The organism is Paracoccus sp. M683 (assembly GCF_007096355.1).
Lineage (GTDB): Bacteria > Pseudomonadota > Alphaproteobacteria > Rhodobacterales > Rhodobacteraceae > Paracoccus.
The window spans coordinates 472,395-487,836 of sequence record NZ_VKDF01000004.1 but is presented as its reverse complement, the minus strand read 5'-3'; the positions used below and the strand labels follow the sequence as shown (position 1 = coordinate 487,836).

14 protein-coding genes are annotated in these 15,442 nt (G+C 63.8%); 9 read left to right on the top strand and 5 right to left on the bottom strand.

The features are described from left to right. Window positions 1-166: 166 nt before the first annotated feature. The 5 genes from FNJ84_RS09135 to FNJ84_RS09115 form a co-directional block, all read right to left on the bottom strand. Window positions 167-1,033, bottom strand: a complete 867-nt coding sequence (locus FNJ84_RS09135; protein WP_185968469.1) for an arginase family protein — start codon at window positions 1,031-1,033, stop codon at window positions 167-169. A gap of 93 nt (window positions 1,034-1,126) precedes the next feature. Then, window positions 1,127-2,665, bottom strand: a complete 1,539-nt coding sequence (locus tag FNJ84_RS09130) for a Ppx/GppA family phosphatase (RefSeq protein ID WP_143792793.1) — start codon at window positions 2,663-2,665, stop codon at window positions 1,127-1,129. 76 nt (window positions 2,666-2,741) lie between these two features. Next, window positions 2,742-4,907 (bottom strand): RNA degradosome polyphosphate kinase, encoded by a 2,166-nt coding sequence (locus tag FNJ84_RS09125; RefSeq protein ID WP_143792792.1) that lies wholly within the window; start codon window positions 4,905-4,907, stop codon window positions 2,742-2,744. A gap of 28 nt (window positions 4,908-4,935) precedes the next feature. Further along, on the bottom strand, window positions 4,936-5,625 hold the full coding sequence (locus tag FNJ84_RS09120) for a chromosomal replication initiator DnaA (RefSeq protein ID WP_143792791.1): 690 nt from the start codon (window positions 5,623-5,625) through the stop codon (window positions 4,936-4,938). A 3-nt stretch (window positions 5,626-5,628) separates the two neighbouring features. Next, window positions 5,629-6,807, bottom strand: a complete 1,179-nt coding sequence (locus FNJ84_RS09115) for an AI-2E family transporter (protein ID WP_143792790.1) — start codon at window positions 6,805-6,807, stop codon at window positions 5,629-5,631. Between the two features lie 394 nt (window positions 6,808-7,201). Here FNJ84_RS09115 and proS point away from each other — a divergent pair, with 394 nt between their 5' ends. The 9 genes from proS (at window position 7,202) to FNJ84_RS09070 (ending at window position 15,368) form a co-directional block, all read left to right on the top strand. After that, window positions 7,202-8,557: a proline--tRNA ligase gene (gene proS / locus FNJ84_RS09110; protein WP_143792789.1), complete on the top strand. Its 1,356-nt coding sequence runs from the start codon at window positions 7,202-7,204 to the stop codon at window positions 8,555-8,557. After that, window positions 8,554-9,042 carry a DUF2937 family protein gene (locus tag FNJ84_RS09105; protein WP_143792788.1) on the top strand — a complete coding sequence of 163 codons (489 nt, stop codon included), beginning with the start codon at window positions 8,554-8,556 and terminating at the stop codon, window positions 9,040-9,042. Before proS ends, FNJ84_RS09105 begins: the two co-directional genes overlap by 4 nt. Window positions 9,043-9,178: 136 nt before the next feature. Next, entirely contained in the window at window positions 9,179-10,360 is a 1,182-nt protein-coding gene (locus tag FNJ84_RS09100) for an ABC transporter substrate-binding protein (protein WP_143792787.1), read from the top strand. A gap of 127 nt (window positions 10,361-10,487) precedes the next feature. Next, the gene (locus FNJ84_RS09095; protein WP_143792786.1) at window positions 10,488-11,270 is read left to right on the top strand and encodes an ABC transporter ATP-binding protein; all 783 of its coding nucleotides are present in this window, start codon (window positions 10,488-10,490) and stop codon (window positions 11,268-11,270) included. Beyond that, a complete protein-coding gene (locus FNJ84_RS09090) occupies window positions 11,267-12,100 on the top strand; it encodes an ABC transporter ATP-binding protein (protein ID WP_143792785.1) in 834 nt (277 codons plus the stop codon). The genes FNJ84_RS09095 and FNJ84_RS09090 overlap by 4 nt, the downstream gene beginning before the upstream one ends. 10 nt (window positions 12,101-12,110) lie before the next feature. Continuing rightward, the gene (locus FNJ84_RS09085; RefSeq protein ID WP_143792784.1) at window positions 12,111-12,593 is read left to right on the top strand and encodes a hypothetical protein; all 483 of its coding nucleotides are present in this window, start codon (window positions 12,111-12,113) and stop codon (window positions 12,591-12,593) included. Continuing rightward, on the top strand, window positions 12,586-12,999 hold the full coding sequence (locus FNJ84_RS09080) for a hypothetical protein (RefSeq protein WP_143792783.1): 414 nt from the start codon (window positions 12,586-12,588) through the stop codon (window positions 12,997-12,999). Before FNJ84_RS09085 ends, FNJ84_RS09080 begins: the two co-directional genes overlap by 8 nt. Continuing rightward, the gene (locus FNJ84_RS09075) at window positions 12,999-14,012 is read left to right on the top strand and encodes a branched-chain amino acid ABC transporter permease (protein ID WP_143792782.1); all 1,014 of its coding nucleotides are present in this window, start codon (window positions 12,999-13,001) and stop codon (window positions 14,010-14,012) included. The genes FNJ84_RS09080 and FNJ84_RS09075 overlap by 1 nt, the downstream gene beginning before the upstream one ends. A gap of 12 nt (window positions 14,013-14,024) precedes the next feature. After that, window positions 14,025-15,368, top strand: coding sequence for a branched-chain amino acid ABC transporter permease (locus tag FNJ84_RS09070; RefSeq protein ID WP_143792781.1), 1,344 nt, complete (start codon window positions 14,025-14,027; stop codon window positions 15,366-15,368). The last annotated feature ends 74 nt before the right edge of the window (window positions 15,369-15,442 follow it).

The window sequence follows — 15,442 nt, the reverse complement described above, 5'->3', positions numbered from 1 at the left end:
CGTGGTGCCGCGGACGCTGATGCATCGTTTACGCAAGGCGATTGTCAAAAGGGCGACGCGAGAAACTGGCTGTGCCAATGATCAAGCTAAGCCAGCGGGCGCATTCCGGCAATGATTCTGGCACGTTGGGGGGCACGCTATCGGACAAAGGCGCGCGCCGCAGATGTCAGGACCTCATGATCGGCAGTTCGGCAAGCGCCGTCTTCAGCCGCAACATGTCCCAGGGCAGATGCTCGGTGATGGCAAGTCCGACCAGATCGGTCGCGCCACCTGCATCCTTCAGCAGGCGGACCACCTGATCCAGTCGCATCCGGCCGCGTTCGATCCCGTCAAACGCACCTTGCGGCAGATCGGGCCTGTTGAACAGCAGCGGCGAAAAATGCGCCGGATCCAGCACATCAAGATCGAAATGCACGGCAAGATGGGTGATCCCTTCCTGCGCGATCCAGTCCAGAACCGGCTGGCTGGTATCGGCAAGATCGGCGGCAGGGATGTGCCGGATGCCCAGTTCTTCAAGGATCGGGCCTTCGGCATCATTCCAACCCTGCATCCCCGCGATCATCACGCGGGGGGCAGACAGCTTGGCCGGCACCTCGGCCGTAAACGCCTCATCCCCACGGCCAAGCAGCATGGCAAGCACATGGGCATGGGCGTGGGAAAACTCGGCCGCGCTCATCACGTCGGGATGGGCATCCAGCCACAAGACGCCCAGCTTGTCGCCATATTTCCGGCTGAGCCAGGCGATCGGGGCCAGATCGACAAGGCAATCCCCGCCAAGCGTCACCACCCGGTCAGGGTCATGGCGTTCAATGGCAGCCCGCGCCGCCCTGGCCTGCGACAGCAGATCGGCCCGCCATTTGATGCCGCGATCCATGTTCGGGGCCTGCCCGTCACGTTCGGGCGCAGCCACCGTTTCTTCCGGCCCGTCATGGGCAGGCGCCAGCCAGCGCAGCAGATCGGCACCAAAGCGATAGGCCGGTTCGTTACCACCCTGCCATTGCGGCATGTTCAACCTGAGCGTCGTCGATGTCATCAGACCCATCCTTCATTATGGCAACGAAAGATCGCCGCAGCATACTGGCATCCGGGGCATAGTGGCATGGCCGACGGTTGGCCGGAACCGGGCCTAGCTGACCACCACCGGCTGGACCCCCATCGCCTTGCACAGCGATTCAAAACGCGACCGCGCGACCTCGCCAAACAGCGCCTGTCCAACACGCGTCAGCTTCAGCTCCAGCGCGTTCTTTTGGGGCAGCAGGGTCAGCGTGCCCGCGCTGTTGGGATCCTTGACCGAGAACATCGCCCCAAAGCGCATGGCCTTGCCCAGGATCTCGGCATCCTGGGTCGCGCGTTCATCAAGCAACGCGAACAGCGGCGCCATGGGCGAACCTTCGCGGCTGTTCTTGTATCGGTGCAGCAGCGATAGGCCCAGAAAGATCCGTTCAGGATGGCTGAGTGCGGCCATATTGGCGCGGGTGACATTGTCGAAACAGGCCTCGGCGCGGTAATCGGGATGGGTGCGCCAGGTCGTGTCATGCAGCATGCAGGCCGCGCGGATCAGGCGTTCGCGGTCCTTGGGCACGCCGTCAAACAGCGGTTGCAGGAACTTGTACAGCTTTTTGCCGAAACCGGGCATCCGTGCCATCTGGCGTTCGCTGAACCGCGCGCCCTCGATCAGCGGGTCGCGGCGGCGCAGGGCCTTGGACATGTGTTCATACAGCAGCCCCTCGCGGATGCCATAGCTGCTGACGGCCAGTTCCTTCGGTTTGAAGGTCGCAACCAGTTCGCGCAGCACCTGCGAGGCCAACGGCACCAGCTCCATCCGGGCCGAGCCGATGCCGACCAGCTTGCGCAGATGGTCGGTGGTGTTGTTCCCGATCCAGTCGACCGTGTCATTCACGGTTTCGGGGTCCATGCGGTATTCATGCAGCACCGTCATCGGATAGCCAGTGCGTTCCATGTCCAGCCGGGCGATGGCACGCCAGGACCCGCCCACCAGATAGATGCGATCATGATCGGTGCCGACCTCTGCCGCCAGTTCATCCATCACCGTCTTGATATAGTCGCGCAGCCCGTCCTTGCCGCCCTTGACCTGTTGCAGCCGGAAAGGGCCAAGCTGCGAGGTCGCGCGCTTGCCGACCTTGCCATCCTTCAGCACGGCCAGTTCCATCGAGTTGCCGCCGATGTCGCAGACCAGCCCGCTGGCATCGGGCCAGCCCAGCAGCACGCCCTGCGCCGACAGCCGCGCCTCTTCCTGGCCGTCGATCACCCACAGTTTCAGACCCAGTTCGTCCTCGACCCGCTGCTGGAAGGCGGGGCCGTCCTCGGCGTCGCGGACGGCGGCGGTGGCCACACAGGTCAGCGGCTTGACGCCCATCCCATCGGCCAGCGCGGCGAAACGCTTCAACGCCTCGAAACCGCGCTCGACGCCTTGCGGGTTCAGCCGACCGGTCGCAGCCATATCCTGCCCCAGCCCCGCCATGACCTTTTCGTTATAGAAATAGGCCGGGCTGCGGGCCGCACCCTCGAACACGACCAGACGGATCGAGTTCGAGCCGACATCAACCACGCCCACCCGGCTTAGCGCGCGGGCCGAATCATCCGTGAACAGCGATTCGCCCCAGGGCTCGATCGTCTTGCCAGTGGCCGTCAGCACTCCGTTCATGGGGTGTCCTCCTTGGGCGTGGCGGCTGATCGCGCCGCATTTCACGCTGCGTTCATCGCCTGTCAGGCGGTTTTGGTCAATCCGCCGAATGGGTCAGCGCCGGCACGTCGCGATAGCCCGCTGTGCCACGCCCCGACAATGAGGGATTGGCCATGAAGAAACGATGACAGTTGAACAGATCATCGCGCCCCGCCGGCAGATAGCGGACATAGCGCCCATCGGGTTGCAGGATCCAGCTTTGCGCCTCATCGGCCATATTGGCCGACATGATCTGGCTGACGATCTGCGCCTTGACCGTCTCGTTATGGCATTCGACCAGCGTTTCCACCCGGAAGGACAGGTTGCGACCCATCCAGTCGGCCGAGGAAAAGAACACCCGCGCCCTGTCCGAAGGCAGCCCGTGGCCGTTTCCGAAACAGACGATGCGCGAATGTTCCAGATAGCGCCCGACGATGGATTTCACCCGGATATTTTCGGACAGGCCCTTGATGCCGGGCCGGACGCCGCAGATGCCACGGATCACAAGGCTGATCTTCACCCCGGCCTGGCTGGCGGCATAAAGCGCCTCGATCACTTCCTTCTCGGTCAGCGAGTTCATCTTGGCCCAGATCGCGGCAGGCCGGCCACGCCGTGCCAGATCGGCCTCGCGCGCGATCATCGTCAGCAGATCCTGCTTCAGATCGACGGGGCTGATCGACAGGTTTTCCAGCCCTTCGGGGTTCACATAGCCCGACAGATAGTTGAACACCTTGGTCGCATCGCGCCCAAGCGCCCGGTCGCAGGTAAACAGCGACAGATCGGTATAGATGCGCGCCGTGATCGGGTGGTAGTTGCCGGTGCCGAAATGGGTATAGGTAACCAGCTTGTCGCCCTCGCGCCGGACCACGCTGCTGATCTTGGCATGGGTCTTGTAGTTCACGAAACCATAGACGACATGCGCGCCCGACCGTTCCAGCCGGCGCGATTGGCGGATATTGGCGGCCTCGTCGAAACGCGCCTTCAATTCGACCAGCGCGGTGACGGATTTGCCCGATTCCGCCGCCTCGCACAGCGCATCGACGATGGGGCTGTCGCGGCTGGTGCGATACAGCGTCTGCTTGATCGCCAGCACATCGGGGTCACGCGCCGCCTGCGCCAGAAAGCGGATGACCATGTCGAAGGTTTCATAGGGGTGATGCAGCAGCATGTCTTTCTGCCGGATCGCCGCGAACAGGTCGCCATCATGATCCTGCACCCTTTCCGGCACGCGCGAGGTAAAGGATGGCCACAGCAATTCGCGCCGGTCATCCAGCACCAGTTCGCGCAGATCGGCCATGCCCAGCAGGCCCTTGACCTCGACCATCTCGTCAAGGCTGACGCCCAGTTCCTCCATGATCAGGTGGCGCATCGCCTCGGGCGCGCCTGCGGTGATCTTCAGCCGCACCACGCTGCCCCGGCGGCGGCGTTTCAGCGCGGTTTCAAATTCACGCACCAGATCCTCGGCCTCTTCCTCGACCTCAAGGTCGCTGTCGCGCAGCACGCGAAAGGCGCAATGGCCATTGTCGCGATAGCCGGGGAAAAGGCTGGTCAGGTTCATCAACAGCAGGTCTTCCAGCCGCAGGAACCGTTCCGTGCCAGGCATGCGGATGAATCGCGCCAGCTGCGCCGGAATGGGCAGCAGCGCCTGCATCCGCCGCCCGTCGCGGTCGCGGACCAGTTCCAGCGCCAGCGAGAAGCCGGCATTGGGGATGAAGGGAAAGGGATGCGCCGGGTCGATGGCAAGGGGCGACAGAACCGGAAACACGCTGTCCTGAAAATAGCCTTCCAGAAAACGCGCCTCATCCGCGGTTACATCCTCGCGTTCGAGGATGGTGATGCCGGCCTCGGCCATCTCGCGGCGCAGGCGGTTCCAGACCGATTGCTGCGCGCCCATCAGCCGGCGCGCATCGGCATTGATCAGTGTCAGCTGTTCAGCCGGGCTGAGGCCGTCATCCGAGGGGATGGCGTTCCCCTCGCGCACCAGTTCGCGCAGCCCGGCGACGCGGACGGTATAGAACTCGTCCAGGTTGGTGGCGCTGATCGACAGAAAGCGCAGACGTTCCAGCAGCGGAACCCGGTCATTGCGCGCCTCGTCCAGCACCCGCCAGTTGAAGCTGAGCCAGGACAGCTCGCGGTTGAAGAAACGGGCCGGGCCTTCGGGCGTGCCGCCGGGCACATCGCTGGCAATCGGGAACGGATTACGAAGAAAATCAGCCTGGGTCATGTCATGTCGATGGAAAGGAACGGCCGGATCATGCGCCGGGCGACATCAGCTTGTCCAGCAGGTCCTGGGCCAGCCTGCGCGTCACCGGCTTCTTGTCAGCCATCGCCGCCTGATCCAGCGCGGCGACCAGCCGGCGGGCAAGGCCCAGATCGCGGTCCATGCGCAGGACCAGCCAGTCGATCAGTCCGGCGGACACCACCAGCTGACGATCGGCGAACAGCTTGACCAGCACGGCGGCCAGCAGGGTCTCGTCCGGGGTGGCGATGCGGGTCTGGGGCATGGCATCCATGCGACTGCGCAGGTCGGGCAGGACCACCCCCCAGTCACGCGGCGCACAGCGCGCCGTCAGCAGCAGCAGGCAGCGCCGGGCATGGCAGATGTTCCACAGGTGAAACAGCGCCTGTTCGGCCGGGCCTACCCCGCCGGCGCGATGCGCATCCTCGACCACCAGCGCACCGCCTTCGGGGGCCAGCGCATCGGCATCCTCGGGGTGCAGCGCCATCGCCGCGACCCGCTGCGCGCCATGTTCCGCCGCCCAGAACGAGGCCAGATGCGTCTTTCCCGCCCCGGCCTCGCCGATCAGCAGCATCCGCCCCTGAGGCCAGCTTTCGGGCGTATCCAGCGTTGCCAGCGCCAGCCGGTTGGCCTCTGCCACCAGGAAATCGGCGCGCGAATGGGCCGGATCGCCGGCCAGATCGAGTGTCAGCTGACGGGGCACGGCCTAGGCGCTGTCCCCGCCCGGACCCTCGGCGGCAATGGCATGGGCGATGGCCGGTGCCTGGCGTTCGGCCTCGGCGGTGCCGCGCGGCACCAGTTCGACCCGCAAGGGCTCGGCCGGTTCGGGGCGCGTGCCCTGCCCGGTATAAAGACTGCTTTCGCGATAGCGCTGGATCAGGAAGCGCACGATCACCCCAAGTGCTGCGGCCAGCGGCACCGCGGCCACCAGCCCGACAAAGCCGAACAGCGCGCCAAAGACCGACAAAGCCAGAAGCAGCCAGACAGGATGCAGCCCGATGCTGCCACCGACGATCTTGGGTTGCAGATAATTGCCCTCGACCACCTGGCCAATGACGAAGATGGCGATGACCACGCCGATCCACAGCGGATCCCCCCAGAAGCTGAACAGCGCCACCCCGATCGCCGTGCCGCCACCCAGCAGCGTGCCGACATAAGGGATGAAGGACAGCGCCGCCGCCATGATGCCGATGAAAAAGCCGAAAGGCAGCCCGGCAAGCATCAGCGCGAAGGAATACCAGGTGCCCAGGATCAGCATCACCAGCCCCTGCCCGCGCACGAAACCCGACAGGGCGATGTCGATCTCATGCGCCAGCTGCCGGATCGTGGGCGCATGTTCACGCGGCAGCAGCGTGTCGATCTGCGCCACCATGCGATCCCAATCCAGCAACAGATAGAAGGCCACCACCGGCACGATGACCAGCAGCGCCACCACGCTGAACACCCCCGCGACTGAGCCCAGCACCGTGCTGAGCAGCTCCCCCGCCCGTTCGCCAATGGCCGAGCCAAGCTGCGACAGGGTCGAGGCGATGGTGCTGCCTTCGGGGATCAGGTTGGGGAATTGTGCGGTCAGGAAATTCTGCAAGCCCTCCAGCATCTGCGGGGCCGTGTCGACCAGCTGGCTTGCCTGGCGCACCAGCACCGGCACGACCAGCAGCATGGCGATGACAAAGATCAGCACGGCGAAGGCGGTAATCACCACCACCGACATGGTGCGTGACAGACCCATGCGTTCCAGCCGATCGGCGACGGGATCCAGCAGATAGGCGACACCCGCACCCAGGATAAAGGGCAACACGGCCGAACCCAGAAGCCACATCGTCAACAGCAGAATGGCAGCGGCAATGCCCCACCAGGTCGCCTGTTTCTGAACCGGAATGCGCATGAGTGGCCCCTTTTGGCTTTCAGGCTATGTGGCCGGTTGGGCGGGGGGATGCAAGGGTTTGGTCAGGGGGCAAAGGCAGGCGCCAAGACGTCCGCGGCCTCGGCGCCGATGAAATGACAACCAATCAAGCAATCAACGGCAACTCGACAGGTCCGTTGTCCATCGGCTCGGCAAGAAGTGATCGGTCCATCGGCGCGCGGTTATCTCGCGCATCCCGGCCGATCCGACATGTCCTTTTGCGGTGTTTTCCGTGCCATGCGCAAGCCTCTCGATCCATTGATCATAGTGCCTGCGCCACCCCACCCCGCAAGCCCGCACACCCATCGCCCTTGCATCAGCCACCTGCTTGGCCCAGAAGTCCAACCCAAAGCGAAACCCCAACACGGTGTGTCCCATGCGTCTGTCGCGCTATTTCCTGCCCGTCCTGAAAGAGGACCCCAAAGAGGCCCAGATCGTCAGCCATCGGCTGATGTTGCGCGCGGGCATGATCAAGCAGCAGGCGGCGGGGATCTATTCCTGGCTGCCTCTGGGCTACAAGGTGCTGCGCCGGATTGAACAGATCGTGCATGAGGAACAGCAGCGCGCCGGCCATATCCCGCTGTTGATGCCGACGCTGCAACCCGCCGATCTGTGGCGCGAATCCGGCCGCTATGACGATTACGGCGAGGAAATGCTGCGGATCAAGGATCGCCACAAGCGCGACCTGCTGTATGGTCCCACGAATGAAGAGATGATCACCGACATCTTCCGGTCCCATGTGAACAGCTACAAGGACCTGCCGCTGACGCTGTATCATATCCAGTGGAAGTTCCGCGACGAGATCCGCCCGCGCTTTGGCGTGATGAGGGGGCGCGAGTTCCTGATGAAGGACGGCTATAACTTCGACCTGACCAAGGAAGACGCGCTTCATGCCTATAACCGGCATCTGGTCAGCTATCTGCGCAGCTATGAGCGCATGGGATTGCAGGCCATTCCGATGCGCGCCGACGGCGGGCCGATCGGGGGCGATTACACGCATGAATTCCTGGTGCTGGCCGATACCGGCGAATCCGAGGTCTTCTATGACAGCCAGATCACCGACCTGACCTTTGGCGACCGCCAGATCGACTATGACAATGTCGAACAGTGCCAGGCCGTGCTGGAGGAGTTTACCAGCCGCTATGCCCGCACCGACGAGACCCATGATCAGGCCCTGTTCGACCGGATCCCCGAAGAACGCCGCCGGACGGCGCGTGGGATCGAGGTCGGCCAGATCTTCTATTTCGGCACCAAATATTCCGAACCGATGGGTGCCACGGTCGTCGGTCCCGATGGCGCGCGCGTGCCGGTCCACATGGGATCGCACGGCATCGGCGTCAGCCGCCTGCTGGGCGCGATCATCGAGGCCAGCCATGATGACAAGGGCATCATCTGGCCCGAGGGCGTGACCCCCTTCCATGTCGGCATCGTGAACCTGAAACAGGGCGATGCCTCGACCGACAGCGCCTGCGAGGCGCTTTATGCCGAGTTGAAGGCGCATGGTCTCGATCCGCTTTATGACGATCGCGACGAACGCGCCGGGGCGAAATTCGCCACCATGGATCTGATCGGCCTGCCCTGGCGGATTACGGTGGGGCCGCGCGGGCTGGCCAACAACAAGGTCGAATTGACCAACCGCCGCACGGGTGAAAACCTGGAAATCTCGCCCAAGGATGCGGTGGCCCGGCTGGACGAGATCTATCGCCCGGTTCTGGCGGCGGCCCTGCCGTGATCGGGCTGCTGCGGCTGGTGGCGGCGCTTGCCTGCGCCGTCTGCCTGTCGCAGTTCCCCGCCTTTTCCGACCAATATGTCCAGCGTCTTGGCGGTCAGGTCGATGCGCTGACCCGAATCGCGGCCGATTTCGACGCCAGTGCAGCCGAGGCCGGCTTGACCCGGACGGAGGCGCTGGCCGATCTGGGCGGAACCGAATTTCGCGATCTGCATCAGGCAGATATCGCCCAGACCTTTGCCCGGCTGGACCATGCGGCCGCCGATCTGACGATGCTGCGGCTGGCCAGCCCGCTGGAACGGATGCTGCTGCCCCACCGGCTGCGCGATCCGCAGACGCTGGCTGCGACCTGGGGCGATTTCAGCCCCGCCGTGCCGGTCACCGTCGCGGGCCTGGCCGCTGCCGGCATCGGCTTTGTGCTTGGCTGGCTGGCCTTTGGCCTGCTGATCCTGCCGTTTCGCAGCCGCGACAGGCTGGGCTGGCGCTAAGCACCCGGCATTCCGCCGAAATCTGCTTCAAATTGCCCGAAATGGCAGCATCTGGCTGACCATATGATGCTTTTCTTTTGAAGCCGGCCCTTTTAACCTGCGGCGCAGGACATTGTTCCAACTGGGAGACAAACGTATGAAAAAACTTCTTCTTGCCAGCGCCGCCATGGCGCTGACGACCGGCATTGCCGCCGCCGAGGACATCAAGCTGGGTGCATCGCTTGGCTTTACCGGCGCGCTGGAATCGCTGGCCCCGGCCATGCTGGGCGGTGCCGAACTGGCCGCGAAGGAAGTGACTGATTCCGGCAAGCTGCTGGATGGATCGACCGTCAGCGTCGTGCAATCCGACTCGACCTGCACCGATGCCGCCGCTGCCGTTTCCGCGCTGGAGCGTGTTGTGGCCGAGGGCATCAAGGGCGTCGTCGGCGGCATGTGCTCGGGCGAAACCATCGCCTCGCTGGAAAAGGTCGCCGTGCCGAATGGCATCGTGATGATCTCGCCCTCGGCGACCTCGCCGGCGCTGTCCACGATCGAGGATCAGGGGCTGTTCTTCCGCACCTCGCCTTCGGATGCGCGTCAGGGCGAAGTGATGGCACAGATCATTCAAAGCCGCGGCATCAACAACGTCGCCGTGACCTATACCAATAACGACTATGGCAAGGGGCTGGCAGACAGCTTTGCCGCAGCCTTTGCGGCCACCGGCGGCACGGTGACGGTGAACGCCGCCCATGACGACGGCAAGGCCGACTATTCGGCCGAGGTTGCGGCCCTGGCCGCAGCGGGCGGCGATGCGCTGGTTGTGGCGGGCTATGTCGATCAGGGCGGCTCGGGCATCACCCGCGCGGCGCTGGACACGGGCGCGTTCGAGACCTTCGTTTTCCCCGACGGCATGGTCAGCCAGGCGCTGGTCGACAATTTCGGCGCCGAACTGGCGACCTCGTTCGGCCAGAACCCGGCCGCCGAGGGCGAGGGCCGCGACGCCTATGTCGCCGCCGCCCAGGCTGCCGGCTTTGACGGAACCTCGGCCTTCTCGGCCGAAGCCTATGACGCCGCCGCGCTGATCCTGCTGGCGATGGAGGCTGCCAAGTCCTCGGACCCTGCCGTCTATAAGGACAAGGTTCTGGAAGTGGCCAATGAGCCGGGCGAAAAGATCATGCCGGGCGAGCTTGCCAAAGGTCTGGAACTGCTGGCCGCAGGCACCGATATCGACTATGTCGGCGCCACCGCAGTCGAGCTGATCGGACCGGGCGAAAGCGCCGGCGTCTATCGCGAGGTCGATTTCCCGAATGGCGAACTGAACGTGGTGGCTTACCACTAAGTCTGGCCAGGACAGATAACGGGCCCGGTGCTTTTGCGCCGGGCCTGCCTTATAATAAGGGGCCGGCGCGCGTCGCGGGCGACCCGACGCGGGGAACACCGCGCGGGATGACAGGGGGAAATCACGAATGATCCGGGTCGAGGATCTGCACAAGCATTTCGGCGGTTTCCGCGCCGTGGACGGGGCCAGCCTGTCGATCGAGCAAGGCTCGATCACCGGGCTTATCGGACCAAATGGCGCCGGGAAATCAACGCTTTTCAATGTGATCGCTGGCGTTCTTAAACCGACATCCGGTCGCGTTTTCATGGGCGACGAGGATATCTCGGGCCTGCCGCCGCATCAGCTGTTCCACAAGGGGCTGCTGCGCACCTTTCAGCTGGCGCATGAATTTGCCTCGATGACAGTGCGCGAGAACCTGATGATGGTGCCCGGTGGCCAGACCGGTGAGACCATCATCAACACCTGGTTCCGCCGAGGCCGGATCGAACAGGAAGAAGCCGCGCTGCGCAAGAAGGCCGATGAGGTGCTGGATTTCCTGACCATCCGCCATCTGACCCATGAAAAGGCCGGCAACCTGTCAGGCGGGCAGAAAAAGCTTCTGGAACTGGGCCGCACGATGATGGTCGACGCCAAGATCGTTTTTCTGGACGAAGTCGGCGCCGGCGTGAACCGCACGCTTCTGGGGACCATCGCGGATGCAATCATCCGGCTGAACAAGGAACGCGGCTATACCTTCTGCGTGATCGAGCATGACATGGATTTCATCGGCAAGATCTGTGACCCGGTCATCGTCATGGCCGAGGGCAAGGTTCTGGCCAAGGGCAGCGCCGCTGACATCATGCAGAACGAGGCCGTGATCGAGGCCTATCTGGGCACCGGCCTGAAGAACAAGGAGATGATCGGCGCATGAGCGATGCAGATCAGCCATTCGGCAATCGCGGCAACCGCGACGCCTCGATCGTCAATCCCCGCCCCGGCGGCAGCATTGACGGCACCCGCAAATCCGGCCCTACCGGCGCCGCAGGCAGCGGCACCCCGTTCCTGATCGGCGAGAACATGACCGGCGGCTATGGCCGTGGTCCCGATATCCTGCATGATTGCACCATCGCCGTCGAGCAGGGCGAAATCGCTGTGATCGTCGGCCCCAATGGCGCAGGCAAATCCACCGCGATGAAGGCCGTCTTTGGCATGCTGGACCTGCGTAAGGGCCGGGTCTGTCTGAACGGGCAGGACATCACCGCGCTGAACCCTCAGGACCGGGTCAAGGCCGGCATGGGTTTCGTGCCGCAGGTGAACAACATCTTCCCCTCGATGACGGTCGAGGAAAATCTGGAAATGGGCGCCTTCATCCGCGATGACGACATCCGACAGACGATGGAACAGGTCTATGACCTGTTCCCGGCCGTCGCCGAAAAGCGCAAGCAGGCGGCCGGCGAATTGTCAGGCGGCCAGCGCCAGCAGGTCGCCGTCGGCCGCGCGCTGATGACCCGCCCAAGCGTGCTGATGCTGGACGAGCCAACGGCAGGCGTGTCGCCCATCGTCATGGACGAGCTGTTTGACCGCATCATTGCCATCGCGCGCGGTGGGCTGCCGGTGCTGATGGTGGAACAGAATGCGCAACAGGCGATGAACATCGCCGACAAGGCCTATGTTCTGGTGCAGGGTGCCAATGCCCATACCGGAACCGGCAAGGAATTGATGGCCAATGACGAGGTGCGGCGCACCTTCCTGGGGGGCTGAGGTGATCCGCATGACCCTGCTGCCCCTGGCCCTTCCGCTGCTGCCTGCTGTTGCGCCGGCGCAGGACAATTCCATGCCCGTTCCATTCGATAGCGCCGCCGGCTGGCACATGGAATGCAAGGAAGAACGCTCGACCGATCAGTTTGCCACGCTCGGCAGCTTCAGTCTGGACTGGGATCGGCGGACACGAACCGTACGATGGGAATCTGCCGAGGGCTTTTATAGATACGGAACACAATTACAACGGGACGACGACTGGACAGTTACCTTTGTAACCAGCCCCGAAAGCCCAGTCGTTCAAACCACCGACAAGCCCGTGATCAACTGCTGCTTTGCCGACATGTTCTCGGTTCGCGCCCAAGGTGAATTCGCGGCGACAGACCACACGATCATCTATGGCGGCTATAAGGCTATATCGAGGGAAGGCCGCTGCACGTTCACGCCGGTTGACCCCGCCAGCATCCCCTTTGCCAACGGAGCAGCGAATGAGTAACGCACGCAAAACCTTTGCTGCGCGTCGGTTATCGGTCGGTGCCGCCATTCTGACATTGATGCCGCTTGTCGCTTTGGCACAAGAGGCCAGCTGGAATTGCAAATTCCAGACCGAATGCCTGGACAACGAATGCGCGGGTTCGGCTTATGAGACCAGCCTGGTTCTGCTGACCAGCAGCATCGACGCCGGCATCGCCACTGTCGGCGGTCGGTTGGAGGACAGCGCCGAAAGCCTGCCGATGGCCGGCATGGATCAGAACGGGCTGATCCGCCTGTTCAATATCGAAAGTGCGACCGGCGCGCGACTGCTGACGCTCGCCCCGGACGGAACCGCGCGCTATACCACTCATATCGCCGACCCGATCATGTCGATGACCTATCTGGGCCGCTGCGAGGAAGCCAAATAATGGATATTCTGAACGCCCTTGTGGCCTTTCTCAACTTTGTTTTCATCCCGGCTGCGGCCTATGGCGCACAATTGGCGCTTGGCGCGCTTGGGGTGACGCTGATCTATGGGATCCTGCGGTTTTCGAACTTCGCCCATGGCGACACCATGGCTTTCGGCACCGCCGCGACCATTCTGGCGACATGGGGCTTGCAGGGGCTGGGCATCACCGCCGGCCCGCTGCCCACGGCTCTGCTGGCGCTGCCAGTGGGGATCGCGGTGACGGCGGCGGTGGTCCTGGGCACCGATCGTATCGTCTATCGCTTTTACCGCGCCCGCCGCGCCGCGCCGATCATCCTGGTGATGGCCTCGGTCGGGGTCATGTTCGTGATGAACGGCCTGACGCGGATGCTGCCCGGTATCGGCGTGAACGAGATCCGCTTTGCCGATGGCGCGCGTTTCGTTATCGAAGTGCGCAGTTTCCGCGAATGGTCAGGCCTGACCGAGGGGCTGGCGCTGAAGACCACGCAGGCGCTGACGCTTGTGGTCGCGGTTCTGGTTGTCTGGGCGCTGTTCCGGTTTCTGAACCGCACCAAATCGGGCAAGGCCATGCGCGCCTATTCCGATAACGAGGATCTGGCGCTGTTGTCGGGCATCGACCCGGAACGGGTGGTGCGCCTGACCTGGATCATCGCCGCCGCGCTGATGACCATTGCCGGCACTCTTTACGGGCTGGACAAGTCGTTCAAGGCCTTCAACTATTTCCAGATCCTGCTGCCGATCTTCGCCGCCGCCATCGTGGGGGGCCTGGGCAACCCGCTTGGCGCCATTGCCGGGGGGTTCGTCGTTGCCTTTTCCGAGGTCGCGGTGACCTATCCTTGGGTCAAGGTCGCGGGCTATCTGTTCCCCGGCTGGCAGCCTGACGGGCTGCTGCAACTGCTGTCGACCGAGTATAAATTCGCCGTCAGCTTCGTGATCCTGATCATCGTCCTGCTGTTCAAGCCCACCGGGCTGTTCAGCGGCAAATCTGTGTAAGGGGGGCAAGCGATGTCAACCAATCGTCAAGCCGGGGCCAGCAGCCCCTGGCGCGCACCGATCCTGTTCGCCATCCTCGCCCTGCTGATCATCCTGGAGGGCAGCTGGCGCAGCGCCCTGTTCTCGGGCAGCTGGAACACCGCCCTGGCGATCCTGAACATGGGGCTGATCTCGGCCATCACCGCGCTTGGGGTGAATATGCAATGGGGCTATGCGGGCCTGTTCAACGTCGGTGTCGTGGGCTTCCTGGCACTGGGTGGGCTGGCGCCGGTTCTGGTCTCGCTGCCCCCGGTCGAGGGGGGCTGGGCCGCTGGGGGGCCGCGTGTGCTGGTCGCATTGGCCTCGGGGCTGGGCACGCTGGCGCTGGCCGTCGTGCTGTGGCGCAAACTGGCCAAAAGCTGGCTGCGCGGGCTGGTCGTGCTGGCCGTGCTGATCGCGGGCTTTGTCCTGTATCGCGAGCTGTTCGACCCGGCGGTCACGGCGATCGAGGCGAACCAATCGGCGCGTTACGGCAACCTTGGCGGGCTGGGCTGGCCGGTGCTGCTGTCCTGGCCGGTAGGCGGGCTGTTCGCGGCCGCTGCGGCCTGGGGCGTGGGCAAGGTCGCGCTTGGGCTGCGTTCGGACTATCTGGCCATCGCCACGCTTGGCATCGGCGAAATCATCGTCGCCGTGCTGAAGAACGAGGAGTGGCTGGCACGCGGGGTCAAGAACATCACCTCGATCCCGCGCCCCGTCGGATATGAGATCCAGCTGCAACAGAACCCCGAATTTCAGCAGGCGGCTGCGAATTGGGGCTTTCCCGTGGCCGAAGCCTCGGGGATCTGGGTCAAGCTGTCCTATATGTCGCTGTTCCTCGTCGTGCTGCTGGTGCTGATCCTGCTGGCCGAACTGGCACTGAAATCGCCCTGGGGCCGGATGATGCGCGCGATCCGCGACAATGAAACCGCAGCCGAGGCGATGGGCAAGAACGTCACCAACCGGCATTTGCAGGTCTTTGTCATCGGTTCCGCCGTTATCGGGATCGCCGGCGCGATGATGATCACGCTGGACGGGCTGATGGCGCCGACGGGCTATAACCCGCTGCGCTATACCTTCCTGATCTGGGTGATGGTGATCGTTGGCGGGTCCGGCAATAACTGGGGTGCGGTGCTGGGCGCCGTGCTGATCTGGTTCCTGTGGATCAAGGCCGAGGCCTGGGGTCCGCAACTGATGAGCCTGCTGACCAGCCCCCTGCCCGATGGAGGGTTGAAAAGCCACCTGATGAGCAGCGCCGCCCATATGCGCTTTATCGCCATGGGTGCGGTCCTGCTGCTGGTGTTGCGCTTTGCCCCGCGCGGGCTGGTGCCCGAGAAATAGCCAACCGCTTCCTGTCGAAACACAAACAGCCGCCGGACGATCCGGCGGCTGTTTTCATCTGCGGACTGATGCGA